Annotated in this window: 25 protein-coding genes; 2 read left to right on the top strand and 23 right to left on the bottom strand. The window is 43.3% G+C overall.

All coding sequences use genetic code 11. The features are described from left to right. Positions 1-24: 24 nt before the first annotated feature. Both M1F55_RS03065 and M1F55_RS03070 read left to right on the top strand, forming a co-directional pair. Complete coding sequence (locus tag M1F55_RS03065; RefSeq protein WP_033685441.1) at positions 25-1,479, top strand: sucrose-6-phosphate hydrolase; 1,455 nt, start codon at positions 25-27, stop codon at positions 1,477-1,479. Next, positions 1,460-2,425, top strand: coding sequence for a LacI family DNA-binding transcriptional regulator (locus M1F55_RS03070; RefSeq protein ID WP_000226009.1), 966 nt, complete (start codon positions 1,460-1,462; stop codon positions 2,423-2,425). The genes M1F55_RS03065 and M1F55_RS03070 overlap by 20 nt, the downstream gene beginning before the upstream one ends. A gap of 35 nt (positions 2,426-2,460) precedes the next feature. On the opposite strand, the gene M1F55_RS03075 is transcribed toward M1F55_RS03070, so the two are convergent. The 23 genes from M1F55_RS03075 to M1F55_RS03185 all read right to left on the bottom strand — a co-directional run bounded on the left by M1F55_RS03075 (position 2,461) and on the right by M1F55_RS03185 (position 23,578). Next, on the bottom strand, positions 2,461-3,735 hold the full coding sequence (locus M1F55_RS03075) for a hydroxymethylglutaryl-CoA reductase, degradative (RefSeq protein ID WP_247947260.1): 1,275 nt from the start codon (positions 3,733-3,735) through the stop codon (positions 2,461-2,463). Then, positions 3,735-4,907 carry a hydroxymethylglutaryl-CoA synthase gene (locus M1F55_RS03080; protein ID WP_173876751.1) on the bottom strand — a complete coding sequence of 391 codons (1,173 nt, stop codon included), beginning with the start codon at positions 4,905-4,907 and terminating at the stop codon, positions 3,735-3,737. Before M1F55_RS03080 ends, M1F55_RS03075 begins: the two co-directional genes overlap by 1 nt. A gap of 113 nt (positions 4,908-5,020) precedes the next feature. Next, positions 5,021-5,470 (bottom strand): threonine/serine exporter family protein, encoded by a 450-nt coding sequence (locus M1F55_RS03085; protein ID WP_020901615.1) that lies wholly within the window; start codon positions 5,468-5,470, stop codon positions 5,021-5,023. A gap of 1 nt (position 5,471) precedes the next feature. After that, complete coding sequence (locus M1F55_RS03090) at positions 5,472-6,230, bottom strand: threonine/serine exporter family protein (protein WP_024057274.1); 759 nt, start codon at positions 6,228-6,230, stop codon at positions 5,472-5,474. Positions 6,231-6,318: 88 nt separating this feature from the next. After that, positions 6,319-8,232, bottom strand: coding sequence for a Stk1 family PASTA domain-containing Ser/Thr kinase (gene pknB / locus M1F55_RS03095; protein WP_024057273.1), 1,914 nt, complete (start codon positions 8,230-8,232; stop codon positions 6,319-6,321). Next, a complete protein-coding gene (locus tag M1F55_RS03100) occupies positions 8,229-8,969 on the bottom strand; it encodes a Stp1/IreP family PP2C-type Ser/Thr phosphatase (RefSeq protein ID WP_247947261.1) in 741 nt (246 codons plus the stop codon). Before M1F55_RS03100 ends, pknB begins: the two co-directional genes overlap by 4 nt. A 14-nt stretch (positions 8,970-8,983) precedes the next feature. Beyond that, positions 8,984-10,297, bottom strand: a complete 1,314-nt coding sequence (gene rsmB / locus M1F55_RS03105) for a 16S rRNA (cytosine(967)-C(5))-methyltransferase RsmB (protein WP_004241274.1) — start codon at positions 10,295-10,297, stop codon at positions 8,984-8,986. Then, complete coding sequence (gene fmt, locus M1F55_RS03110) at positions 10,290-11,225, bottom strand: methionyl-tRNA formyltransferase (protein WP_000163709.1); 936 nt, start codon at positions 11,223-11,225, stop codon at positions 10,290-10,292. Before fmt ends, rsmB begins: the two co-directional genes overlap by 8 nt. 12 nt (positions 11,226-11,237) lie before the next feature. Then, complete coding sequence (locus M1F55_RS03115; RefSeq protein ID WP_247947262.1) at positions 11,238-13,634, bottom strand: primosomal protein N'; 2,397 nt, start codon at positions 13,632-13,634, stop codon at positions 11,238-11,240. 171 nt (positions 13,635-13,805) lie between these two features. After that, positions 13,806-14,120 (bottom strand): DNA-directed RNA polymerase subunit omega, encoded by a 315-nt coding sequence (rpoZ, locus tag M1F55_RS03120; protein WP_000979235.1) that lies wholly within the window; start codon positions 14,118-14,120, stop codon positions 13,806-13,808. 24 nt (positions 14,121-14,144) lie between these two features. After that, positions 14,145-14,771 carry a guanylate kinase gene (gene gmk / locus M1F55_RS03125; protein WP_000775041.1) on the bottom strand — a complete coding sequence of 209 codons (627 nt, stop codon included), beginning with the start codon at positions 14,769-14,771 and terminating at the stop codon, positions 14,145-14,147. 128 nt (positions 14,772-14,899) lie between these two features. Then, positions 14,900-16,513: a ribonuclease Y gene (locus tag M1F55_RS03130; protein WP_247947263.1), complete on the bottom strand. Its 1,614-nt coding sequence runs from the start codon at positions 16,511-16,513 to the stop codon at positions 14,900-14,902. 162 nt (positions 16,514-16,675) lie between these two features. Further along, a complete protein-coding gene (locus M1F55_RS03135) occupies positions 16,676-16,930 on the bottom strand; it encodes a Txe/YoeB family addiction module toxin (protein ID WP_000924721.1) in 255 nt (84 codons plus the stop codon). A gap of 3 nt (positions 16,931-16,933) precedes the next feature. Further along, positions 16,934-17,188: a type II toxin-antitoxin system Phd/YefM family antitoxin gene (locus tag M1F55_RS03140; RefSeq protein WP_031240567.1), complete on the bottom strand. Its 255-nt coding sequence runs from the start codon at positions 17,186-17,188 to the stop codon at positions 16,934-16,936. A 142-nt stretch (positions 17,189-17,330) separates the two neighbouring features. Next, positions 17,331-18,416, bottom strand: a complete 1,086-nt coding sequence (locus M1F55_RS03145) for a nucleotidyltransferase (RefSeq protein WP_247947264.1) — start codon at positions 18,414-18,416, stop codon at positions 17,331-17,333. A 9-nt stretch (positions 18,417-18,425) separates the two neighbouring features. Continuing rightward, positions 18,426-19,166, bottom strand: coding sequence for a class I SAM-dependent DNA methyltransferase (locus tag M1F55_RS03150; RefSeq protein WP_004255427.1), 741 nt, complete (start codon positions 19,164-19,166; stop codon positions 18,426-18,428). A gap of 110 nt (positions 19,167-19,276) precedes the next feature. Continuing rightward, on the bottom strand, positions 19,277-19,630 hold the full coding sequence (gene rsfS, locus M1F55_RS03155; RefSeq protein WP_024057307.1) for a ribosome silencing factor: 354 nt from the start codon (positions 19,628-19,630) through the stop codon (positions 19,277-19,279). Between the two features lie 11 nt (positions 19,631-19,641). Further along, positions 19,642-20,142 carry a cysteine hydrolase family protein gene (locus M1F55_RS03160; RefSeq protein ID WP_078237884.1) on the bottom strand — a complete coding sequence of 167 codons (501 nt, stop codon included), beginning with the start codon at positions 20,140-20,142 and terminating at the stop codon, positions 19,642-19,644. After that, positions 20,143-20,736: a bis(5'-nucleosyl)-tetraphosphatase (symmetrical) YqeK gene (gene yqeK / locus M1F55_RS03165; RefSeq protein ID WP_024057618.1), complete on the bottom strand. Its 594-nt coding sequence runs from the start codon at positions 20,734-20,736 to the stop codon at positions 20,143-20,145. It lies immediately after the preceding gene. Beyond that, the gene (locus tag M1F55_RS03170; RefSeq protein WP_024057617.1) at positions 20,736-21,365 is read right to left on the bottom strand and encodes a nicotinate-nucleotide adenylyltransferase; all 630 of its coding nucleotides are present in this window, start codon (positions 21,363-21,365) and stop codon (positions 20,736-20,738) included. Before M1F55_RS03170 ends, yqeK begins: the two co-directional genes overlap by 1 nt. 51 nt (positions 21,366-21,416) lie before the next feature. Then, a complete protein-coding gene (yhbY, locus tag M1F55_RS03175) occupies positions 21,417-21,728 on the bottom strand; it encodes a ribosome assembly RNA-binding protein YhbY (protein WP_000060169.1) in 312 nt (103 codons plus the stop codon). A gap of 213 nt (positions 21,729-21,941) precedes the next feature. After that, entirely contained in the window at positions 21,942-23,048 is a 1,107-nt protein-coding gene (gene yqeH / locus M1F55_RS03180) for a ribosome biogenesis GTPase YqeH (RefSeq protein ID WP_247947265.1), read from the bottom strand. 2 nt (positions 23,049-23,050) lie between these two features. Further along, the gene (locus M1F55_RS03185; protein WP_000234217.1) at positions 23,051-23,578 is read right to left on the bottom strand and encodes a YqeG family HAD IIIA-type phosphatase; all 528 of its coding nucleotides are present in this window, start codon (positions 23,576-23,578) and stop codon (positions 23,051-23,053) included. Between the last annotated feature and the right edge of the window lie 6 nt (positions 23,579-23,584).

Raw genomic sequence — 23,584 nt, forward strand, 5'->3', positions numbered from 1 at the left:
TAAGATTTTTGGAGGAATGAATGAATGAAATGGACAACTGAGCGTCGTTACAGACTTTATCAAGATTGGACGCAAGAAGAAATTCAACATATAAAAGAAAATATGGCACAATCTCCATGGCATACTCATTACCATGTTGAGCCAAAAACAGGACTCCTAAACGACCCAAATGGCTTTTCTTACTTTGATGGAAAGTGGATTGTTTTTTATCAGAACTTTCCTTTTGGTGCAGCCCATGGTTTGAAATCTTGGGTTCAATTGGAAAGTGAGGACTTGGTTCATTTCACAGAAACTGGAGTCAAAGTTTTGCCTGACACTCCATTAGATAGCCACGGTGCCTACTCTGGTTCTGCCATGCAGTTTGGCGATAACTTATTCCTATTTTATACAGGAAATGTCCGCGATGAAAATTGGATCCGTCACCCATACCAGATTGGGGCTTTGATGGATAAGGAAGGCAATATTACGAAGATTGACAAGATCTTAATTGACCAGCCGGCAGACTCTACAGACCACTTCCGCGATCCGCAAATTTTTAATTTTAAAGGTCAATACTATGCCATCGTCGGTGGACAAGATTTGGAGAAAAAAGGCTTCGTTCGTCTCTACAAAGCTATTGACAACGACTACACAAACTGGCAAGCTGTTGGCGACCTTGACTTTGCTAACGACCGCACTGCCTATATGATGGAATGCCCAAATCTGATCTTTGTAGGGGAGCAACCTGTCCTTCTTTACTGCCCACAAGGATTGGATAAGAAAGTTCTAGATTACGATAATATCTATCCAAATATGTATAAGATTGGGGCTTCCTTTGACCCTGAAAATGCCAAAATGGTAGATGTGTCTCAACTTCAAAACATGGACTATGGTTTCGAAGCCTATGCAACTCAAGCCTTCAACTCTCCTGATGGACGTGCTCTAGCTGTTAGCTGGCTTGGTTTGCCAGATGTTTCTTACCCTTCTGATCGTTTTGACCACCAAGGAACCTTCTCTTTGGTCAAAGAACTCACTATCAAAGACGGTAAACTCTACCAATACCCAGTCGCAGCTGTCAAGGACCTTCGTGCTTCTGAAGAAGCCTTCTCAAATCGTGCCCAAACCAATAACACTTACGAACTTGAACTCAACTTGGAAGCCAATAGCCAGAGCGAGATTGTCTTACTTGCTGATAAAGAAGGCAAGGGACTTTCAATCAACTTTGACCTTGTAAATGGTCAAGTGACAGTGGATCGTAGCCAAGCTGGTGAACAGTACGCTCAAGAATTTGGGACAACTCGTTCTTGCCCAATCGATAACCAGGCTACTACTGCTACAATCTTCATCGATAACTCTGTCTTTGAAATTTTCATCAATAAAGGAGAAAAAGTATTTTCTGGTCGTGTCTTCCCACATGCGGACCAAAATGGTATCCTGATCAAATCTGGAAACCCAACTGGAACTTACTATGAATTAGATTATGGTCGCAAAACTAACTGATGTCGCCAAACTTGCAGGCGTCAGCCCTACTACCGTTTCTCGGGTTATCAATAAAAAAGGCTATTTATCAGAGAAAACTATTCAAAAGGTCAATGAAGCCATGCGGGAATTGGGCTATAAACCCAACAACCTAGCTCGTAGTCTGCAAGGAAAATCGGCTAAATTAATCGGCTTGATTTTCCCAAATATTTCCAACGTTTTCTACGCAGAATTGATTGATAAGCTGGAACACCAACTCTTCAAAAATGGTTATAAGACCATCATCTGCAACAGTGAGCATGATTCTGAAAAAGAACGCGAGTACATCGAAATGCTGGAAGCCAATCAGGTGGACGGTATCATTTCTGGTAGTCACAACTTAGGAATTGAAGACTACAATCGTGTGACAGCACCGATTATTTCCTTTGACCGAAACCTATCGCCAGACATTCCAGTCGTTTCCTCTGACAACTACGCTGGTGGGGTTCTTGCTGCCCAGACCTTAGTCAAGACAGGCGCCCAGTCTATCATCATGATTACAGGAAATGACAATTCTAACTCGCCAACTGGACTACGCCACGCTGGCTTTGCATCTGTTCTCCCCAAAGCACCTATTATCAATGTTTCCAGTGACTTTTCTCCTGTCAGAAAAGAAATGGAAATCAAGAATATCTTGACTCGACAAAAGCCAGATGCCATTTTTGCTTCAGATGATTTGACAGCTATTCTGGTCATTAAAATTGCTCAAGAACTAGGCATTTCTGTTCCTGAAGAGCTCAAAGTCATCGGTTACGATGGTACCTATTTTATCGAGAATTACTATCCTCAACTGGCTACTATTAAGCAACCCTTGGAAGAGATTGCCTGCCTCACTGTTGACCTTCTCTTGCAAAAAATCGAAGGCAAGGAAGTCGCGACAACTGGTTACTTCTTACCAGTTACTCTATTACCTGGAAAAAGTATTTAAGCACAAGAAAACTCAGACCAATTCGTCTGAGTTTTTTATGATCTTAAGTTTTCTAAATAACGCTGGGCTGTCTCTAGGTTAAAGGTTTTATCTGCGATGAGGCGCTCGACTAGGGGAACAACTTCGGCCTCACTGGCACCTGCTAGGAGAGCTAAGGATTTGGCCTGCAATTTCATGTGACCTTGCTGGATGCCTGTACTCACCAAGGCTTTAAGGGCCGCAAAGTTTTGAGCAAGTCCGATAGACACGATAAGCTGGGCTAATTTTTTAGCAGAAGGATTTCCCAGTAGTTCATGACTAAGAGCTACACGAGGGTTGAGACCAATAGAGCCACCCTTGGTTGCTACAGGCATAGGCAGGGTTATCTCACCGACCAATTCTTCTCTTTCAAGGTCCAGCGTCCATTGACTAAGACCTTGGTAGCGCCCATCTCGACTTGCAAAAGCATGAGCTCCTGCCTCAATAGCACGCCAGTCATTACCAGTAGCAATCAAAATGGCATCAATGCCGTTAAAAATCCCTTTATTGTGAGTAGCAGCTCGGTAAGGATCAGCCTGCGCAAACTGACTAGCCAACGCAATTTTCTCTGCAATCTCTCGTCCTTGATCCTTTTGGCGGCTCAAGTAGCGAAAGGCGATACGACAACTTGCAGTCACCAGAGAATCGGTCGCGTAGTTTGACAGAATCCCCATGAGACTCTGTCCCTGACAGAGTTCTTCTAAGACTGGTTTCAAGGCTTCCAGCATGGTGTTGAGCATATTAGCACCCATGGCTTCCTGGGTATCGACATGGAGATAAACAACGAGAAAGTCAGTTTCGCCTTTTATCTGCTCTACATGCAAATCACGCGCCCCACCTCCACGTTTGACGATAGAAGGATAGGCCTGATTGGCAAGTTCCAAGAGCTCAGTCTTTTTGTTTGTAATCTTCTCTTGAGCTTGTTCAGGTTCAGCAACTTGATAAAGAGCTACCTGCCCAATCATCTGGCGCTGATGAACCTGAGCAGTAAAGCCACCTGCTCGCTTGATGATTTTACTTGCATAGCTGGCCGCAGCAACCACGGACGGTTCTTCTGTCACATAGGGAACTGTGTATTCCTGACCATTGACAAGGACCTCTGGAACCAGCGAATAAGGCAGAGAAAAAGTTCCCACCACATTCTCACTCAGCTGGTCTGCCACAGTCACACTTATCTGTTCATCCTGCTCCAAACTCACTTGCTTCTCAGGACTAAGGAGCGCCTGAGCTTGTAACAACTTGAGGCGCTCTTGGTATGATTTTTTAGAAAATCCATTCCAACTTATCTTCATTATTTTTCAACCTTGCTATAACGGCGTTGGTGGTCAACAATTTCAACCAAGGCAAAATCTTGATTTTCATAGCCAGAAAACTGGGTAGAATTTGTTTCATCTAAGTCTACTTCCTCAAAGAAGACTTTTTCATAGTCTGCAACAGACAGGGCAGTTCGTTGGTTGAGCTTGTTCAAACGGTCTTTATCCAGATAAGCTTCATATCCTTCAACCAATGCACCACTGAAGAACTCAGCTACAGCCCCACTTCCGTAACTATAAAGGGCAATTTTATCCCCAGCCTTCAAGCTATCTGTATTTTCCAAGAGAGACAAAAGTCCGAGGAAGAGGGAACCTGTATAGATATTCCCCACCTTTTGACTGTAGAGAATAGACTGGTCAAAATGCTTTTGCAAGAGGTCTTTTTTCTCTTGAGGCAGGCTCTTATCCATGATTTTTTTCAAGCCTTTTAGCGCTAATTTAGGATAAGGCAAGTGGAAGCAAACAGCTGCAAAATCATCCAAAGTAAGCTGGTAGCGTTTTTGATATTCAAGCCAAGTCGTTTTCAAACTATCCAAGTATTGCTGGGTAGAATAGACACCATTTACATAAGGAGTTGTTGAGTAATTTGGACGCCAGAAATCCATGATGTCACGAGTCTGAGCCACATTGTCGTTATTAAAGGCCATAATGCGTGGATTCTGTGTAATCAACATGGCCACACTTCCAGCACCCTGAGTGGGTTCTCCAGGTGTTTCAATACCATATTTGGCAATATCACTGGCAATAACTAAAACTTTGGACTCTGGAGAATTTTCCACATGCAATTTGGCATAATGAAGGGCCGCTGTCGCTCCATAGCAGGCTTCTTTAATCTCAAAACTACGAGCAAAGGGCTGGATGCCCAGCAAACCATGTACAAAGACGGCCGCAGCTTTACTCTGGTCAATTCCTGACTCAGTAGCCACAATGACCATATCAATTTCTGCTCTTTCTTGCTCAGTTAAAATAGAATCACTTGCACTGGCTGCCAAGGTCACGATATCCTCAGTTAGAGGCGCAATACTCAATTCCTTGAGTAAGAGTCCTTTACTTAATTTTTCAGGGTCAATTCCCCTCGCTTCTGCTAAGTCTTGTAATTTCAAGACATATTGACTGGTCGCAAAACCAATCTTATCAATACCGATTGTCATATTTACCTCTGTTTTATCATTCATTGTAAAAAATCGTTCTATACTATTTTATCACAAATAGCAGTAAAAGAGAGAAAAAAGACTTGATTCACCAAATCAAGTCCCTTATTATTCTAACCATTATGCTGTTTTCGTAAGTGAGAATAAAGTCTGAGAATCACTGTTCCACTAGCCATTCCAATGGAAATCACCAAAGCCAACATAACAACTAAGGTTGCACTAGCAATGGCATGACTGTAATCTCCCGTCACAAAAAAGGCAGTTGTCCGATAGGAGAGATAACCCGGAACCAGAGGTGCCAAGATGGCCAAGATAAAGACCACAGCAGGTGTCTTATAAAGAATACTTAAAATCTGGCTGACACAAGAACCGATAATGGCTGCAATAAAAGTAGCCACAATAACATTGGTCGGTTCCTTGAGCAAAAGATAAATTAGCCAGACAGCCATGCCCAAAATTCCTCCTGGTAAGAGCATAGAACGTTGCACATTGAGTACGATTAAAAAAGTGATGATAGCAAGAAGACTTGCTACTGCTTGTAATAAAAAGGTTGTTAGTGTCATATTAATTCATCAATACCAAGGCGACAGAAGTTCCTGCCCCTAAAGCAAGGGTAATGAGCAGGGATTCAAACATCTTACTCATACCAGAGTTTATGTGGTTGGTCATAATATCACGAACCGCATTGGTCAAGGCAATTCCTGGTACAAAAGGCATGACCGCGCCAGCTATAATCAAATCTGCCGTTGAAGGAAAGCCTGTGTAGCGAGCCCAAAACTGGGCAATCATCCCAAATACAAAGGCTCCAGCAAAGGCCGTCACAAAAGGAATTCGGATAAATTTTTCCACATAAAGGGAAAATGCAAAACCAAATAAGGTAGCCACTCCTGCCCCAAGTGCATCGTAGATATTTCCACTAAACATAATTGAAAAGAAAGGGGCGCTAAAGGTCGCAGCCAAAGTTACCTGCAACTTAGTATAGGGAAGAGGTTGAGCTTGCAAGGCCGTCAATTGCTTGAAGGCCGTCTCTAAATCCAGCTTTCCCCCTACCAACTGACGAGAAATCTGGTTGACATCGCAGACTTTTTCAATATTATAAGAAGAGGAAGTCACACGTTTCATTCGCGAAATATTGGTATTTTCAATGGAGAAAAAGATTGCGGCAGGCATAGCCAGAACATTGCAATCCAAAATTCCCTGCGAATGCGCAATACGAATCATGGTATCTTCTACACGATGAATCTCTGAACCACTTTTAAGGAGAATGGTTCCTGCTAACATAATCACATCGATGACGGCATTTAATTCTCTTGATTCTTCCATGCGTTCCTCCTTTTATCAACTCCCTCTATTCTATCACAAATCTGGAGTCAAAAAAAATCTTTGCCATGAAATCATGACAAAGATTCGTTTAATCACGAGAATTTTCGTGGTTTCCTTCACTATTTGGTTGACTCGGAGTAGGAACCGTTCCTTGTTGATTCCCTTGCTGGCCACCTTGTTGATTCCCTTGATTTGGAGTAGTAGGTGAACCTTGGTTACCACGTTGAACTGACGTTGAAGAGGAACTTGACGGTGGTGTTTTGGGTTTATAAATAGAAATTTTAACACGAGTAGTGCTCAAGTCTACTTTTTCGCCTGCTTTTGGACTTTGCTCTACAACAGTCCCCTCAGCAGTTCCTTCAGGAGCTTTAGAAACTTCTACAACTTCGATATTAGCTTTTTTAATGTCATATATCTCTGTAAGATTATTGACTGCAAATTCTCGGCTAGAACCAATATAGCTTGGCATTGAAATAGAATTTACTTTTTTAGCAACTGTCAAAACTATTTGAGTTGCCTTGCTAAGATCATAGGTTGTTCCCTCCGGTAAACTTTGTTTCATGATTGTACCGGGTTCGATTTCGTTGGATTCTTCTTCCTCAATCTTAATCAGATTTTCTGGAACCTTCTTGCCCTTCAATTCTGCCACTACATCACTGGACTTTCTTCCAAGATAATTTCCAAGTTGGAAGGATTGCTGACCAGAAGACACAATCAAATTAATTTTTGTTCCTTCTTTGCGTGTCGTACCAGCGTCAGGATCGGTACGAATAACACGACCTTCTTCAACCTTATCACTAGCCTCTGTTTTTTCTTCACCAACCTCAAAATTGGCTTTCTTAAGCGCTTCTTTAGCTTCCGCAACCGTCTGACCTGCCACCTTTGGAACGGCAATGGTAGCGGGCGTTCTATATAAAATCCATACCAAAGATGCCACAACCAACAAGAAGGTCGCAAATAAAATTGGATAACGTGCTTTCATACGACGGCGTTTGGTTGGCTTTGGACTAGGTACTGGTTTTTCTGTCTGATGAGGCTGGGGCTTAGGTTGAGGTCTTCCCTCTTGTACCGGAGCTTTAGGAATAGAAGTCAAGGTACTTTGTGGAACTTTAGGAAGAGTTTTAGTATCTGCCTTAGTCGCATCTTCAAAGACTAGCTTTGGTTCATTACGACGATTATAAGACAAACTACTCGACAAATCCACATACATTTCAGCGACTGATTTGTAGCGATCTGTCAATTTCTTAGCAGTTGCCTTGATAACAACATTTTCTAAAGCCTGAGGCACAGATGGATTTTCAGCTATAACCGACGGCAGAGGTTTCTGGAAATGCTGGAGGGCGATGGTCACTGCACTATCCCCATCGTAAGGAATATGACCTGTCAGCATCTCATAGAAAATAATCCCCATGGCATAGATATCACTCTGCACAGTTGCTTTAGAACCACGCGCCTGCTCTGGCGATAAATAATGAACGGAACCTAGCATTGAGTTGGTCTGAGTCAAACTTGTCTCTGCAAAAGCTACTGCAATCCCAAAGTCTGTAACTTTGGCAGTCCCATCTGGGGTCAAAAGGATATTTTGCGGTTTCAAATCCCTGTGAACAATTCCTCGAGTATGGGCTAAGCGCATAGCCAAGAGGATTTGTCCCATGATTCGAACCGCTTCTTCATTTGAAAGAGGGTGATGTTCCTTGATATAGCGTTTGAGGTCTAATCCAGCAACATATTCCATTGCGAGATACTGTTGTCCCTCTTCTTCACCGATATCTGTAATCCGAACGATATGAGGATGGTCCAGATCCGCCATGGCTCTTGCTTCCCGCTGGAAACGCGCCACAGCAATCGGGTCTGTCTGGTAGTTGGTCCTCAGGACCTTTACTGCCACTTCTTCCCCGTCTAGAATCAAATCTTTAGCCAAGTAAACATCTGCCATGCCTCCTCGACCAATCTGTTTGAGAATCCGATACCGCCCGGCAAAAATCTTGCCGATTTGGATCATTCTGTTTCCTCCTCAGTAACAGCAATAAGGGCAACTGTGATGTTGTCTAAACCACCAGCATTATTGGCAAAACGGATCAAGGTTGCTGCCTTATCTGCCAAAGAAATGTCGCTGGTTACAATATCAGAAATCTCACTGCCTGAAATCATATTTGTCAAACCATCACTATTGAGTAAGAGATAGTCCCCAGGCTCAAGGGTGATCATTCCAAAATCAGGCTGAATTTCATCTTTTTGACCGATTGACTGGGTAATAATATTTTTCTGTGGATGGCTAGCAGCTTCTTCAGGTGTCAATTGACCAGCCTTAAGCAATTCATTGACTAAAGAATGGTCGCTCGTTAACTGGTGGTATTCTTCTCCACGAATCAAACCGATACGAGAATCTCCGATGTGAGCATAAATAGCCTGATTATCAATAATGGCTACAGCCTCAAGGGTTGTCCCCATTCCTTTATAGGCTTCATTTTGTCCCAATTGGTTAATCCTTTGATTTTCAATCTCAAGGTTGTTAGCAAACCATTCACGCACCTCGTTGATGGTATCAATTTGGGTATCTACCCAAGCGATACCTAAATCTGTAACCGCCATTTCACTCGCGATATTTCCTGCACGGTGTCCTCCCATCCCGTCAGCTAAGATAATCATAGTACGACCTGCTCTGTTGACGTAGTGGTTGACATAGTCTTGGTTATTTGTTCGTTTTTGACCAACATCCGTTAATATTGAAATTTCCATATGTCAGTTCCTTCCTAATCCGATATCTTGCGAAATTGGCTGATGAAAAATCCATCACTTCCATACAATTCAGGTGTAATGAGAATACAACCATCTTTCATGATATCCTTACATTCATGTTCTAGTTTTACCTGCTCAAATTCAGGATGACTTTCTAAAAATGCCTGAACGACTTGAAAGTTCTCCTCTGAGACAATAGTACAGGTACTATAAGTTATTATACCACCTTTGCGTAGTGTTTGACAAACACTACCTAATATTTCTAGCTGAATTTCCTGTAAGGACGCGAAATCTGCCGTTTCTTTATTGTATTTGATATCTGGTTTCCGGCGCAGCAGACCGATTCCTGAACAGGGAGCATCCACCAAAATCTTATCAAAAGAATTCTTACCAAAAAACTCATGAACCTTTCTGGCATCTAATTTTTGCGTTTGAACCCGGTCTGCAACTCCCAGACGTTGGGCATTTTCTTGGATCAGGTCCAACTTGTGGTCGTACAAATCCAGGGCCGTAACCTGACCTGTCGTAAGATAAGAGGCTATATGGGATGTTTTTCCACCCGGAGCAGCACAGGCATCTAGAACCTGCTCATCACCTTGTAAATCAAGCGTCGGAGCAACAAGCTGACTGGATTCATCTTGGATGGTAATAGCTCCATCCGCAAACAAATCATGGCCTGCAAAATGTCCTTGCTCCTTAACCAGACCAGAAGGAGACAAGGATGAAGCACTGGCCTCCAACAAGGCTTGGATTTCCTCTTTTCGGCTTAAATCTGTTACACGAATACTGGCTTTGTTTCGCACCAAGAGACTTTCAAAAATAGCTTGCGCTCGCTCCTCTCCGTATTCTTCCTTGAGCTTGGCAATTAACCAAACCGGGAGAGAATAGGCAATGGAATCATGCTTATTTTTTCGTTTGATGCTGGCAATATCTGGCCAACCTTCACGTAGGATACGACGAAGGACGGCGTTGACTAATTTTTCACTGCCTTTTTTACGGACTTTGGCAAATTCCACTGCTTCATTGACCACAGCATGGTCTGGAATCTTGTCCAGATAGCTGAGCTGGTAGGCACTCATGAGAAGCAGAACATAAAGCCAGCTGTCTAACTGGTCTCTGTCTTCGATAAAGTGGGATAGGTACCATTCCAGAGTCAGTTTACGGGACACCGTTCCATAGACCAGCTCGGTCACCAAACCCTTGTCTGCTGCAGAGAGCTGACTTCCCTTGAGATGCTTATTTAAAGCAATGTTTGAGTATGCTTGATTAACAAAAACATCCTCTAATATTGCTAAAGCTAAACTTCTTGCCGTTTCTACTTTAGTCACCAAATCGTTCTCCTACAGTCAATGTCCGTCCAACTCCATTGAGGAAGGAAGCAATATCCATCTTAGGCTTACCAGCTGGTTGCACTTGTTTGAGGGATAGAGCTCCTTCTGCCGTTGCGACAATCAATTCTTTCTTGCCGATAGAGAGGATCTCACCTGGATTTCCCTGACCTTCTACTGGTAGCGCTTCATAAATCTTAAAGCGGTCACCCTTAAGGAAAGTATGGGCAACAGGCCAGGGGTTCATCCCACGGACTTGGTTGAATAGTTGACGATTGCTTTTACTCCAATCCAGTTTTTCTTCCTCTGGCTGGATATTGGGAGAGAAGGTAACCTGACTTGGATCCTGCGGTTCAGGTTTGATTTCCCCAGCAATATAAGCCGGTAAAGTGTCCAAAAGCAAATCACGACCAACTAGCGCCAATTTTTCAAACAAGGTACCGACATTGTCCTCATCCGTGATAGGAATACTGCGACGAGAAATCATATCTCCTGCATCCATTTCCTTAACCATCTCCATAATGGTCACACCAGCTTCATCATCCCCTTGAATCAAGGCATAATGGATTGGAGCACCACCACGGTGTTTAGGAAGGAGGGAAGCGTGAACATTGACTGCAAAGTCCATGCTATCAAGGAGTTTACTCGGGAGAAACTGCCCAAAAGCAGCAGTCACAATTCCATCTGCTCCTAGCTTCATAATAGCTTCCATCTCTGGACTTCCAGATAATTTTTCAGGTTGATAAATAGGAAGGCCTGCTTTCTTGGCAGCCTGCTTGACTGGGGTTTCTTGGATAACTTTTTTACGACCAACAGCACGGTCTGGCTGGGTTACGACAGCTAGAATTTCATAACGGTCATCTGTCAAAAGTCCTTTTAAGACAGTTGCTGAAAAGTCGGGGGTCCCCATAAAGATTAATTTTGTCATATCTTCTCCTTCTTATAAAAATTGCTGTGGCTCATGGTCAATGCTGAGACGGAGCTCACTATTTTCCCGTTCTTGAGTCAAGGCCAAGACCTGGTTGAGGGTCGGCCCCAGCTCATCTTCTAAACGGTATTTAATTAAAATCTGGTAATGATAGAGGTTGTGGGTACGTGCGATGGGTTTGGGCGTCGGCCCAAGAATGTTACTGGTATCTGATAAGCCTGACCGTAAAATGTTCATGACTTCATAGGCACGTTTGACCACCTCTTCTTCCTTCTTGTGAGAAAGGGTAATGCCAATAGTGAAATAGTAAGGTGGATAGCCTAATTGTCGTCTGATTCCCATTTCATAGGCATAAAAGCCTTCGTAGTCCTGCTCTTTTGCATATCGAATAGCGTAGTGCTGCGGATTATAGGACTGAATCAAAACCTGACCAGCTTTTTCAGCACGTCCTGCCCGACCTGCCACCTGAGTCAAAAGTTGGAAGGTTCTCTCAGAAGAACGGAAATCAGGCAGATTTAAGGCTGTATCCGCATTGAGAACTCCGACTAGGGTCACATTGGGAAAATCCAATCCCTTGGCAATCATCTGAGTACCTAGTAAAATATCTGCTTCCCCTCGACCAAACTGGTCAAGTAGAGCTTGATGGCTACCTTTCTTACGCGTCGTATCCACATCTATCCGCAAAATACGGGCTTGAGGAAAGAGTTCTGTCAGCTCGTCATAAGCCTTCTGAGTCCCTGTCCCATAGTAACGAATGCTGCGACTCTTACAGTTAGGGCAGACTTGAGGAATGTCCTTTGAAAAACCACAATAATGGCAATTCATGGTCTTGGTATCCATGTGCAAGGTCAGGGAAATATCACAGTTGGGACAAGTATCCACAGTCCCACACTCCCTACACATAACAAAACTAGAATAACCACGGCGGTTTAGCATGAGAACTACCTGCTCTTTTTTAGCCAGACGGTCCTGAATAGCTTCTAGCAAAGGAGGCGTAAAGTTTGACGTCTCATTTTGTCCAATATAGTCCCGAAAATCAATCACTTGAACCTCAGGAATGGTAGCTAAAGGATTGGCACGTTTGGTCAAACGCAAATGTTGATAGACGCCTTTTCCAGCCCGAGCACGGCTCTCTAAGCTCGGTGTCGCAGATCCAAGTACCAGAGCTGCTTGATTATACTGAGCCCGTAAAATAGCAACCTCTCTAGCATGGTAACGAGGATTACTATCCTGCTTATAAGTTGCTTCATGCTCCTCATCGATAATCATAACACCCAGATTTTTCAGCGGAGCAAAGATGGCCGATCTAGCACCAACAACAACTTGGGCATCGCCACGTTCTACCTTGCGCCATTCATCATACTTTTCACCATTAGACAAACCTGAGTGAAGGATGGCCACTTTCTCACCAAATCGAGCAATAAAACGCTCCGTCATCTGTGGAGTCAGAGAAATCTCAGGTACCAGCAAAATAGCTGTCTTGCCCTTGTCCAAGGTCCCTTGGATAATCTGCAAGTAAATTTCTGTCTTCCCACTTCCTGTAATCCCTTGAAGGAGGAAGGGAGCCTGGTGACTACCAATCGCACTCACAACCGCATCACGCGCCTGTCTTTGTTCTGCATTCAATTCCAAAGGCTGACTTGCTTCAATCCCTTCAAAATAAGCAGCCGAGCGTTGCACTTCCTTTTGGACTATGGAAACAGCACCTTGTTCCACAAAGAAGTTAACTTGCTCCCGCGAATAGATCTCCAGCAAACTAACCAAGGAAGCACTCTCAGGATGAGACAGCAAATAATCTCTCAATTCTAACTTTTTCTTGGCACGCGCAGAAATCTCGACACCTTCTAATTGAGCAAGATTCACCTCATACCAGGACTGAGTTTTGACCTTCTTTTGATCGACTGCCTGATATTCCAGACCAAGCAGACCTTTTCTAGTCAAATGCATCATTTCAGCTTGCTTAGCTAAATCTAGAGAAGAAAAGGCTAGCGAATCTTCTGAACCAAATAGACGCACTCGGTCTTCCTGACTCAGACCTTCCAGAGGATAGAGAATCTTGTCATAGCTGGAATTTAGAAATCCCGGCAACATGGCCTTGAGGATAGAGATTTTGTAGGAGAAGACAGATTTGCGAAGCTCCTCAGCCAGCCAGAGTTGTTCTTGCGTGAGAACAGGAGAAAAATCCAGCACCTCGACAATATCTTTTAAATCTTGCTCCATCTCTTCTTCATCTGCTTGAGACTCCAAACCAAGAACAATCCCTTGAATCAAGCGATTCCCCTTACCAAAGGGTACATGAACTCGCATCCCAACCTCCAGCATTCCCTCAAACTCCTCCGGAATCCTGTAACTATAGGGCTGGTCTGTCTGCATCAAGGGCACATCTACTATAATCTTTGCTATGGTCATCTTCTCACCTCCTCCTTGTCATACTCTTCGAAAATCAAATTCAAACCACGTCAGCGTCGCCTTACCGTACTCAAGTACAGCTTGCGGCTAGCTTCCTAGTTTGCTTTTTGATTTTCATTGAGTATCAGTACATTCTTGCAATAGAAAAAATAAGATTGAGTCCCCCCAACCTTAAATTTTTTCACCATCTTCTTTTTCTTTAGCGATTTGCTCTTTGATTTTCTTTTCTTCTTCTTCTTTGCGGCGTTTTTCTTCTTCGATACGGCGACGAACTGCTTCACGTTTTCCTTCTGGATCTGGGTGAATTGTAACGTTTCCTGATTCGATTTCTTCTAAAGCGCGAAGAGTTGATTTTTCAGACTTGAAACCTTGAGTTGCTGGCGCACCTGCTTCTAATTCGTGGGCACGTTTTGCTTCCAAGATTACGAGTGAATATTTTGAAGGAACCTTGTCAAGCAAGGTATCAATAGAGGGTTTTAACATCATTTACTTGTACCTATTTTCTAAATTTTATCGGGTAGTTGGAGATTTTGGCAACATCTCCTGATAGTGACCAATGACACGATCCACACGGAAGTGCTCTGCTTCGATAACACGTTTGACACGCTCAGCAGCTAGGGGCACCTGATCGTTGACAATCGCATAATCATACTCACGCATGAGGGCAATTTCTTCCTTGGCTTTTTCGATTCGTTGGGCAATCACTTCTGCACTGTCTGTTCCACGACCTACCAAACGATCTTGCAATTCATCCAAATCTGGTGGTGTCAGAAAGATAAAGACAGCATCTGGAACCTTTTTCTTGACCTGAAGAGCACCTTGAACTTCAATTTCAAGGAAAACATCGATTCCCTTGTCCAAGGTTTCATTGACATAGGTCAGAGGAGTTCCATAGTAGTTGCCGACATATTCTGCGTATTCCAACATCTGTCCTTGACGAATCAGCTCTTCAAACTCTTCACGAGTACGGAAGAAATAGTCAACACCGTCCACTTCTCCGGGACGTTGTGCGCGTGTCGTCATCGATACAGAGTATTGAAATTGGTTTTCAGAACTCTCAAAAATCTCTCTTCTAACCGTTCCTTTTCCAACCCCTGAAGGACCTGAAAAAACGATTAGTAAGCCTCGGTCTGCCATTGTGTCTCCTTTTAGTCAGTCTGTGAAATAACATTTCTCTAGAATAATGGCAAAAGCCAAATTATCCTTTACAGTCTTTCTATCTAGTGTAACAAAAAAGCAGTAATTTTTCAACTGCTCTTTCTTATTTATTTAGCATAATCTACTGCACGAAGCTCGCGAATCACGGTTACCTTGATATTTCCTGGGTAATCGAGATTGTTTTCAATTTTCTCACGAACTTTATGAGCTAAGATTGTGACTTTGTCGTCCTTGATTTGTCCTGGATTGACCATGATGCGGATTTCACGTCCTGCTTGAAGGGCAAAGCTATTTTGTACCCCTTCAAAGCCGTTAGCAATTTCTTCCAAATCATGGAGACGCTTGATGTAGCTTTCAAGAGACTCACTACGAGCACCTGGACGAGCTGCGCTCAAGGCGTCTGCTGCAGCAACGATAACTGCAATGACGCTCTCAGCTTCAACATCTCCGTGGTGGCTAGCAATCGTATTAACCACAACTGGATGTTCCTTGTACTTACGGGCCAATTCCATACCGATTTCAACGTGGCTACCCTCAACCTCACGGTCAATGGCTTTTCCGATATCGTGAAGGAATCCAGCACGACGGGCAAGAGCCGCATTTTCACCAAGTTCGCTCGCCATGATACCAGCCAACTTAGCAACCTCAATCGAATGACGCAAGACATTTTGTCCATAAGAAGTACGGAACTGCAAACGTCCCATAATCTTCATCAAGTCTGGATGAAGGTTTGGCGCACCAATTTCATAGGCAGCAGCCTCACCGTATTCACGGATCTTATTGTCAATCTCTTGACGGTTTTTCTCAACCAACTCTTCGATACGAGCTGGGTGGATACGACCATCTTTGAGCAACATTTCCATAGTCATACGGGCAATCTCACGACGAATCGGGTCAAATCCTGACAAGGTCACCACTTCTGGTGTATCGTCGATAATCACATCAACCCCAGTCAAACTTTCAAAGGTGCGAATGTTACGACCTTCACGACCAATAATGCGTCCCTTCATAGTATCGTCTGGCAGATGAACCGTTGAGTTTGTTGACTCCGCTACATATTCACCAGCAATACGTTGCATAGCTTGAACTAAGATGTCCTTGGCCATTTTGTCAGAACGTTCCTTGACCTCTTGCTCAGCTTCGCGAATGCGGCTAGCAATCTCCTTGGTCAAGTTTTCCTCTGTCTGTGCCAAGATAATATCTCGTGCTTCTGCCTGAGACAGGGCACCAATACGCTCTAGTTCTGCTTCTTTTTGTCTTTCGACTTCCTCTAATTGCTCTTCACGCGCATCAAGGTTTTTCGCTCTATCAGAAATACTTTGTTCTTTTTGTTCAAGTGTTTGTTCTTTACTCGTCAAATTGTCGTCCTTACGATCAAGGCTAGCAGCTCTCTCTGTCAAACGACTTTCGATTTGTTTGAGTTCTTGACGTTCTGATTTGAATTCAGCGTCCACTTCTTCACGGTATTTTCTGGCTTCTTCTTTGGCCTCCAATAGTGCTTCTTTTTTAAGAGACTTGCTTTCACGTTTAGCTTCATTAACAAGTAAATCCGCTTCACGCTCAGCTTGTCCACGTAAATTAGTTGCTTCTTGTTCAGCATTTAAAAGCATCAACTCCGCAGCTTCCTGAGATGATTTCATCTTAGCTGAGATGCTGACATATCCAATGACTAAACCAATGATGACGGCAAAAACAGCAATCGCAAGCGACATGATTTCCATGTTTTCACCTCATTTTATTGTTATTCCGAATGACATACATTCTTTTACATTCTACCATAAAAAAGTGATTTTCACAAACCTAAAATAGAATATGTTTTGAGGAATTTAGGGCACAATCACTAAAATAAACTTGTTATTTAAAAAGCCTACTTTGCAGTAGACTTAGTAATGATCTTTAAAGGACAAGAAAGCCACGCTATCTCCATCCATCATATAAATCAAGCGATTTTCTGCATCAATACGACGTGACCATGCTCCTTGGTAGTCATACTTGAGTGGTTCTGGTTTACCAATTCCTGTAAATGGATCGCGTTGAATATCCTTGATTAGTTTGTTGATTCGTTTTAGGGTTTTCTTATCCTGATTTTGCCAGTAGCAATAATCAGCCCAGGCATCTTCTGTAAACTTGAGCAGCATTTCTCACTCCTCAATAACATGGACCTGAGTACTTCCAGTACGGACTTGAGCCATTCCTCGCAAAACCTTATCAGAAAGTTCCTTATTTTGAGCGATTCTCAGGGTTTCCTGAATACTATCCCACTCGCTCTTTGAAAGGACTACAATGTCCTCGTCTGGATTTTTATTAACCACCGTCAAAGGCTCAAATTCATCATTTACCTTTTTCATGTAGTCCTTTAAATGATTTCGGAATGTTGAGTAAAGAACTGCTTCCATAACCATACCTCGTTTTACCTCTTTTCCACTATTATACACGAAAAGAAAGAAATTGTCAGGAACTTGTACAAGATTTTCTTCTCTATCTATTTATTCGTAAAAAATCTCAAAAAGCCTACCTTTCAGTAGACTTAGTTTGATTCTATTTAATCGGCACTCTTCCAAAATTCTGCTCTGCTATACTTGGATTTCCCAGTTGGTAAATCTGGTCTGCCTTTTGGGTCATAGCATCCCAAGGTTCTTTGCCAATTCGGCTGACTAGATCGACCTGCCCTTTCAAAGACTTGAGATGTTGCCTGCCTTTTTCAGTAAAGCCAAGAACATGGATGCCTTCTGGCAAGTCACTTTCTCTAGCCTGCACCAAGATATAGGTCAAAATGCGTCTGACACGCGCCTTGGTGTAACGTTTGGTCGCAACCGCCTCAACCAAGTCTTCCACAGACTGGACTGTCTTGATGGTCTCTTTAATGCGCACAGCCATTTCTTGATTGACCTGATAGATGGTGGTTATGTCGGGATTTGACAAGATTTGATAGCGGAGCAAAGGAAAATAGTCTTCCCAGCTCACTTTACTGGTCTGCTCAAATAGGGCAACAGAAGGCATAAATCGTTCTAAGAAATCTTTGTCCCTTTGGTGCTGACGGAGGGCTGTCGCCGAGGCGAAGTCCACATCCTGGTCCACAGAATGGTAACCAGCCCCCTGACGCTGAATCGGATACAGCTTGATATTTCGTCCCGCAACCGCCTTGGCATAGGCCAAAGCAAGAACATGATTGGGTGTATGGCCTGAAAAATCAAGACCAGCAAATTCCTTCCACATGGCTTGGGTTTTCTGGGGATAGGAGAGAGAATCAGGCAGATTTTCCACAAAATTCTCCATCTCTCTACCTTGCTCTGCGTATAAGTCAGCGATTTTTTGATAATCCAGAACTTCTTCTGTTCCAAAAGCGAGGCTATCAATACCCAACCGAGCCAAGATATCCACAGCCCCTTGGCCAAAGAAATCCGCCGCCTGAACACTGACTAAAAAGGGCAGTTCCACTACCAGATCAGCACCATTTTCAAGCGCCATCTGGGCTCGTGTCCACTTGTCCACGATAGCAGGCTCGCCTCTCTGCATGAAATTCCCAGACATGGCCACAATTTTCAACCCCTTCGTCTGCTCAAGCAGGTATTTGTGGCCATTATGAAAAGGATTGAACTCCGCGATAATACCCGTGATGGTCATGATAATCTCCTACTTCTGCGCCACAAAAAACCAACGGGTGCTGGTTTCTGTTGGCTCTTTGTCTTCAAAGTCCGCAAAGAGTTTGAAGGATTTGAATCCGGCCTGTTCCAGCAAAATATCATAGGTCAAGACCTCATAGGTTCGCTCCTCATGCACTTCATCGTGGCGACTAAAGGAACCATCCGCTTCCTTGACAAAGAAAGTCAACTCATGAACGATAGAGTGAGGCGCCGCATCCTCATAGGTATCCCATAGCATGGCGAAATCTTCTGCATTTTCATGATAAGAATAGCCTGGAAAAACTTCGTCTGTCTGGTAGGTCGAATGCACATCAAAGATGAAAACTCCATCTTCATTAAGGGCATTATACACTTCCTTAAAAACATCCCCTACTTCCACCTCATCCTGCATGTAGCAGATAGAGTCCGAATAACAAGTGACAAAGTCGTATTGACCTACCTTGGACAAATCCAACATATTGCCTTCAATAAAATCAATCTTTTGTTTGGCTGAAGCCGCTCTCTTCTCCGCAATCTTCAGCATATCTGCGCTCAAGTCAAGTCCAGTCACATCAAAACCAGCTTGAGAAAAGCGTACAGACTGGATGCCTGTCCCACAAGCCAATTCCAAGAGTTTTTTTCTCTCCTTTGTCTTAGGCAAATGACCCAGAGAAAAATCCGTCCATTTATCATATAAACTATCGTCCATGACCGCATCATAGACCGCCGCAAAGGTTTCATAAGTTGCCATAATCATGATACCAAGAGCCTCCATGGCAAACACCACTCGCCCTATACCTTTCTATCCATTTTTTCTAAAATAAGCAAAGAAACCCAGTTGGCTACAACTGAGTTCGTCTTCTAAGCAAGAGCTTCTGAAATATCTACTGACTCCGCCTCATGCCATAGCTTTTCTAAGTTATAGTGGGCACGCATTTCTTCTGAAAAGACATGCACGACAACAGCACCAAGATCCAGCAAGACCCAACCTCCAGCTGCGTCGCCTTCGACATGACTGCCTTTAAATCCTGCTTCCGCTACTTTTTCACGGATATTATCAGCGATAGCATCCAACTGACGGCTATTCATTGAACTAGTAATAACAAAGTAATCCGTCACGCTAGTCAAATCTTGTACGTCAAGTGCGAGGATATCCTCCGCACGTTTCTCATCAGCCGCTTTCACGACTAGTTCTAGTAATTCTTTTTCGTTCATTTAGTCCTCTTTTAAAAAATATTTTTATAATCTAGGACATCTGCAAAGCGATTCTCCCAAATGTCCTCATAAAATTCATTTATCGTTTCTGCTGGAATGTCATCCCCATCAAAGGTTGTGACAGCACCTTCTGGAATAATCAGCTTATAGCCATATTCAAAGGCAACCTTGACAGAGGTATCCACACAATATTCTGTCTGCATGCCACATAAAACTAATTTTTCAATCCCCTGTTTATCCAAGTATTCTTTTAAGCCAGTTTCTTTGAAAATACTATTATACTTCTTCTGAAAGACCTTTTCATCAGGTTTTCGATTTAAAAGCGCAGATAACTGCCAATCTTCTGATGTTTGAGCTTCAGGATTCTCAATATGTTGAACATAGATAATTTCGATATTCTTACTTCTAGCATGGTTTTGTAAATAAGAAATTTTTTCCAATAGACTATTTGTCTGAAAACCGGTTTCCACTAAAATATTCTGAACATCAATGATTATAAAAGCCGTCTTCATTTAGTCCTCTTTCAAATAGTGCACAAAGGCGTTATAGGTTTCAAGGGTTTGGGGATAGATGGGAAATAACTGATGAGCTAGATGCTCCACGGTACGAGCTGTTTCGTAGGCCACAGCCTTATTAAGCGATAGACTTGCAATCTCACGCGCCACATCTACTCCAGGAAAGGATCGATTATGCTCGATATAGTCTGCTACATAGATAACCTTATCTAGGTCTGTCATCTGACCAGCCCCAACTGTATGGATTTCAATAGCTCGCAGGATTTCAGAGTCTTGCAAATTCAAATCTTCTTGAATCTTGTAGATGCCAACCATACCATGCCAGACATTATTGCCCCAGTTTTTAAGGTCAGGGTCTAATTGGTAACGGTCAATCAAATCCAGAAATTCCTGATCTGACAGCTTTTTAGCGTAGTCATGAAGAAGGCCTGCTAGTCCTGCTTTTTCACTATCCACACCAAAGCGCTGAGCCAGTTCTATGGCTGCACGCTCCACCCCCAAACAATGGGTTAACCGTTTCTCGGGTAGAAGCTCTGCCATTTTTTCCAACAAAGCCTCACGGGAACAGTTGATATAGTCTTGATAAGCCATCAGTAGAGCCCCTCCTTCTCGATGTAGTCTAGCACCGGCTGAGGTAGGAGAAAGTTAGGTTTTCGACCTTGGGCAAGGAAATCCCGCACCATGCTGGACGAAATATCCATGAGAGGCACATCCACCCAGATAACTGGATAGGAAGTCCCTGCCTTGTAGCGTGGACGCTGAACCCCCACAAACTGAACCATGTCGACCAGCTCATCAATTCGGTACCACTTAGGCAGATAGTCCACCATGTCAGCACCGATGATAAAGTAATAATCGGTGTCTGGATTTTGCTCTGTCAAGATTTTCATGGTGTCATAGGTATAAGAAATCCCCTTTCGCTCTAGCTCGATTGTTTCAATGGCTAGGCCTTCAATCCCCTCAATCGCCAACTCAAGCATCTTGAGACGATGGTGCTCAGGGATGGTTTCCTTTTTATCTACATGAGGAGGTTGGTATTCGGGCATGAGCAGAACTTGATCCAGTCCCAACTGTTGTCGTACTTGGTCCGCAACGATCAGATGGGCATTGTGAACAGGGTTAAAATTCCCCCCTAAAATCCCAACTTGTTTGCGTTTTCTCTCCTTGATTTCTGGCTCCAACTCTACCTTGGTAAAGGGAGTCAATAGTTCGATTGCCATAGGCTAGTCTCCTTTATTTCTCTGTAAAAACAGTTGTTTGGAGTAGTTTTTTTAGATTTCTTTGACTTTTTTAGAAATCTTGCGATTTTCTTTTTTGCTGGATTGTTTAAACAAAATCAAAATACGGCCAATTTTTTGGACTGTATCCACACCGATTTCTTCTTCCAAGATTTCAGCTACTTCGTGGATATTTTCATCGGTATTTTGCAAAAGAGTCACCTTGATCAATTCACGGGCGTCAAGTGCCTGACGGACGCTGGTTTTGATTTGGTCGTTGAGTCCATTTTTTCCGATTTGGATGATGGGTTTGAGGGTGTGTGCCTGGCTGTTGAGGAAGGCACGTTGTTTTGATGTTAATGACATAATTTCTTTAAAAGAGTTTCTTTTTATACTTTTCTAAAGTGGTGGCGGACGTCAGCAAAGTCCTTTGGACTTTCATGACTAAAATTTGAGCCTAAGGTCTCAAATTTTCCGCAGTTGGTACAATCACTTGTACCAACTAACACCACGGCGAAAAGTATTCTCTACGGGCTCGCAGGACTCGCCCGAATCTAGATAACTCTTTCCTTTCTGTGTTTAAATAATTGCTTTTCGTGTGACAATGGCGACGTCTTCTGGTGCCCAGACGGCGACTTTGGCAGTTCCTGTTACGCGGATCCAGCCTAGGCCTGAGATGACTAGGTCAGTCTTCTCCTTAATATTAAATACATGCTGGACTAATTTTGGAAAATCTTCTTTTTCCTTGCTATTTGGCGGTGTCAGAAGGGTTCCGACGTGCTTATCGTAGAAAGCACTAGCGCCTTCAAGTTTGGTACGATGGAGTTTGAGTTCATTGTCAAAGAAAGCAGTAAATCCTTGTTTTTCTCCTGATATAAAGTCAAAACGTCCGAGACCTCCTAAAAACAGGGTTTGTTCAGGATTGAGCTGATAGGTTTTAGGTTTGATTTCCTTTTTAGGACTGACATACTTGAGGTTTTTGGCCGTCAAGTAGTGAGCCATCTGGTGACGGTGGATAATCCCTGGTGTATCGTAGATATAAGAACCGTCATCAAGCGGAATCTCGATTTTGTCCAAGGTTGTCCCTGGGAAGCGCGAAGTCGTGATGACATTCTGATCACCCGTAATTTCTTGGATAATAGCATTGATTAGAGTTGATTTTCCAACGTTGGTCACACCGACCACATAAACATCACGACCCTTACGGTAGTGTTCAATCTTGTCAATGACTTCCTTAATAGCATGTTTGTTTTGGGCCGAAGTTAAGACGACATCGACTGGACGAAGTCCTTCTTCGTGGGCACGTTCCATGAGCCACTGGCTAATCTTGCCTGGTTTAACAGACTTGGGCAAGATATCTTTTTTATTTCCCACCAAGAGGACATCATTGCCCGAGACAAAACGTGGCAAGCCTGGGATAACAGAGCCATTAAAATCAAAGATATCAATGACATTAACTACCAAGGCATCACTGTCTCCCACCTCGTGCAAGAGCTTGAGGAAATCATCGTCCGTCAACTGGACATCCGTGATTTCATTATAGTGGCGGAGACGGAAACAGCGTTGGCAATAGACTTCGCCAGTTTCCAAACCTTTTTCAAGTGCCGACTGGGGGGTAAAACCAAGACCAGCCTTATCTGTCGTCTGAATGGTTGCTCCACAACCAATACAGAGAATTTCTTCCATAGTTAAATTCCTTTTTTATATGTAATCGGTCCGTACTTTTCAGTGATTTTTCGCTTCACACGGCGCTCACGAGCTCGGTTGATCTGTGTTTTGATCGAGTCATGTTGGACCAAGGGTTTGACTAAAATCGAGCGAATGCCTGCACGGTGGGCTGCTCGTATATCTGTCATGAGCTGGTCGCCGACCATGACCACTTCGCTTTTCTCATAGTGGAATTCCTTCATGGCACGGTCAATCCCAAATGTGAAGGGCTTCAGAGCCCAATAAACGTAATCAATCCCAAACTTCTCAACTGCTCGTTGGACGCGTTTTTTAGTGTTATTTGATACCACAATAATGCGAATGCCCGCGTCCCGAAGATCATGTAGCCATTGCTTCATCTCTGGCGTCCCGTCAGGGTTGTTCCAAGCAATGAGGGTATTGTCCAAATCGACCAAAACAGCCTTGATTCCATGCGCCTGCAGGCTTGGGACTGTCAGATCATAGACTGCTTCCACAGCAAAGTCTGGCATGTAGTTTTCAATCACCATTTTGGC

This window comes from Streptococcus mitis, assembly GCF_023109235.1.
Taxonomy (GTDB): domain Bacteria; phylum Bacillota; class Bacilli; order Lactobacillales; family Streptococcaceae; genus Streptococcus; species Streptococcus mitis_DA.

Bases quoted from the DNA above. Each gene is read 5' to 3' on its own strand.
- M1F55_RS03065 (WP_033685441.1), top strand. From the start codon at position 25: ATGAAATGGACAACTGAGCGTCGTTACAGACTTTATCAAGATTGGACG.
- M1F55_RS03070 (WP_000226009.1), top strand. From the start codon at position 1,460: ATGGTCGCAAAACTAACTGATGTCGCCAAACTTGCAGGCGTCAGCCCT.
- M1F55_RS03075 (WP_247947260.1), bottom strand. From the start codon at position 3,735: ATGAAGATAAGTTGGAATGGATTTTCTAAAAAATCATACCAAGAGCGC.
- M1F55_RS03080 (WP_173876751.1), bottom strand. From the start codon at position 4,907: ATGACAATCGGTATTGATAAGATTGGTTTTGCGACCAGTCAATATGTC.
- M1F55_RS03085 (WP_020901615.1), bottom strand. From the start codon at position 5,470: ATGACACTAACAACCTTTTTATTACAAGCAGTAGCAAGTCTTCTTGCT.
- M1F55_RS03090 (WP_024057274.1), bottom strand. From the start codon at position 6,230: ATGGAAGAATCAAGAGAATTAAATGCCGTCATCGATGTGATTATGTTA.
- pknB (WP_024057273.1), bottom strand. From the start codon at position 8,232: ATGATCCAAATCGGCAAGATTTTTGCCGGGCGGTATCGGATTCTCAAA.
- M1F55_RS03100 (WP_247947261.1), bottom strand. From the start codon at position 8,969: ATGGAAATTTCAATATTAACGGATGTTGGTCAAAAACGAACAAATAAC.
- fmt (WP_000163709.1), bottom strand. From the start codon at position 11,225: ATGACAAAATTAATCTTTATGGGGACCCCCGACTTTTCAGCAACTGTC.
- M1F55_RS03115 (WP_247947262.1), bottom strand. From the start codon at position 13,634: ATGACCATAGCAAAGATTATAGTAGATGTGCCCTTGATGCAGACAGAC.
- rpoZ (WP_000979235.1), bottom strand. From the start codon at position 14,120: ATGATGTTAAAACCCTCTATTGATACCTTGCTTGACAAGGTTCCTTCA.
- gmk (WP_000775041.1), bottom strand. From the start codon at position 14,771: ATGGCAGACCGAGGCTTACTAATCGTTTTTTCAGGTCCTTCAGGGGTT.
- M1F55_RS03130 (WP_247947263.1), bottom strand. From the start codon at position 16,513: ATGGAAATCATGTCGCTTGCGATTGCTGTTTTTGCCGTCATCATTGGT.
- M1F55_RS03135 (WP_000924721.1), bottom strand. From the start codon at position 16,930: ATGCTGCTCAAGTTTACAGAAGATGCCTGGGCTGATTATTGCTACTGG.
- M1F55_RS03140 (WP_031240567.1), bottom strand. From the start codon at position 17,188: ATGGAAGCAGTTCTTTACTCAACATTCCGAAATCATTTAAAGGACTAC.
- M1F55_RS03145 (WP_247947264.1), bottom strand. From the start codon at position 18,416: ATGACCATCACGGGTATTATCGCGGAGTTCAATCCTTTTCATAATGGC.
- M1F55_RS03150 (WP_004255427.1), bottom strand. From the start codon at position 19,166: ATGGCAACTTATGAAACCTTTGCGGCGGTCTATGATGCGGTCATGGAC.
- rsfS (WP_024057307.1), bottom strand. From the start codon at position 19,630: ATGAACGAAAAAGAATTACTAGAACTAGTCGTGAAAGCGGCTGATGAG.
- M1F55_RS03160 (WP_078237884.1), bottom strand. From the start codon at position 20,142: ATGAAGACGGCTTTTATAATCATTGATGTTCAGAATATTTTAGTGGAA.
- yqeK (WP_024057618.1), bottom strand. From the start codon at position 20,736: ATGGCTTATCAAGACTATATCAACTGTTCCCGTGAGGCTTTGTTGGAA.
- M1F55_RS03170 (WP_024057617.1), bottom strand. From the start codon at position 21,365: ATGGCAATCGAACTATTGACTCCCTTTACCAAGGTAGAGTTGGAGCCA.
- yhbY (WP_000060169.1), bottom strand. From the start codon at position 21,728: ATGTCATTAACATCAAAACAACGTGCCTTCCTCAACAGCCAGGCACAC.
- yqeH (WP_247947265.1), bottom strand. From the start codon at position 23,048: ATGGAAGAAATTCTCTGTATTGGTTGTGGAGCAACCATTCAGACGACA.
- M1F55_RS03185 (WP_000234217.1), bottom strand. From the start codon at position 23,578: ATGGTGATTGAAAACTACATGCCAGACTTTGCTGTGGAAGCAGTCTAT.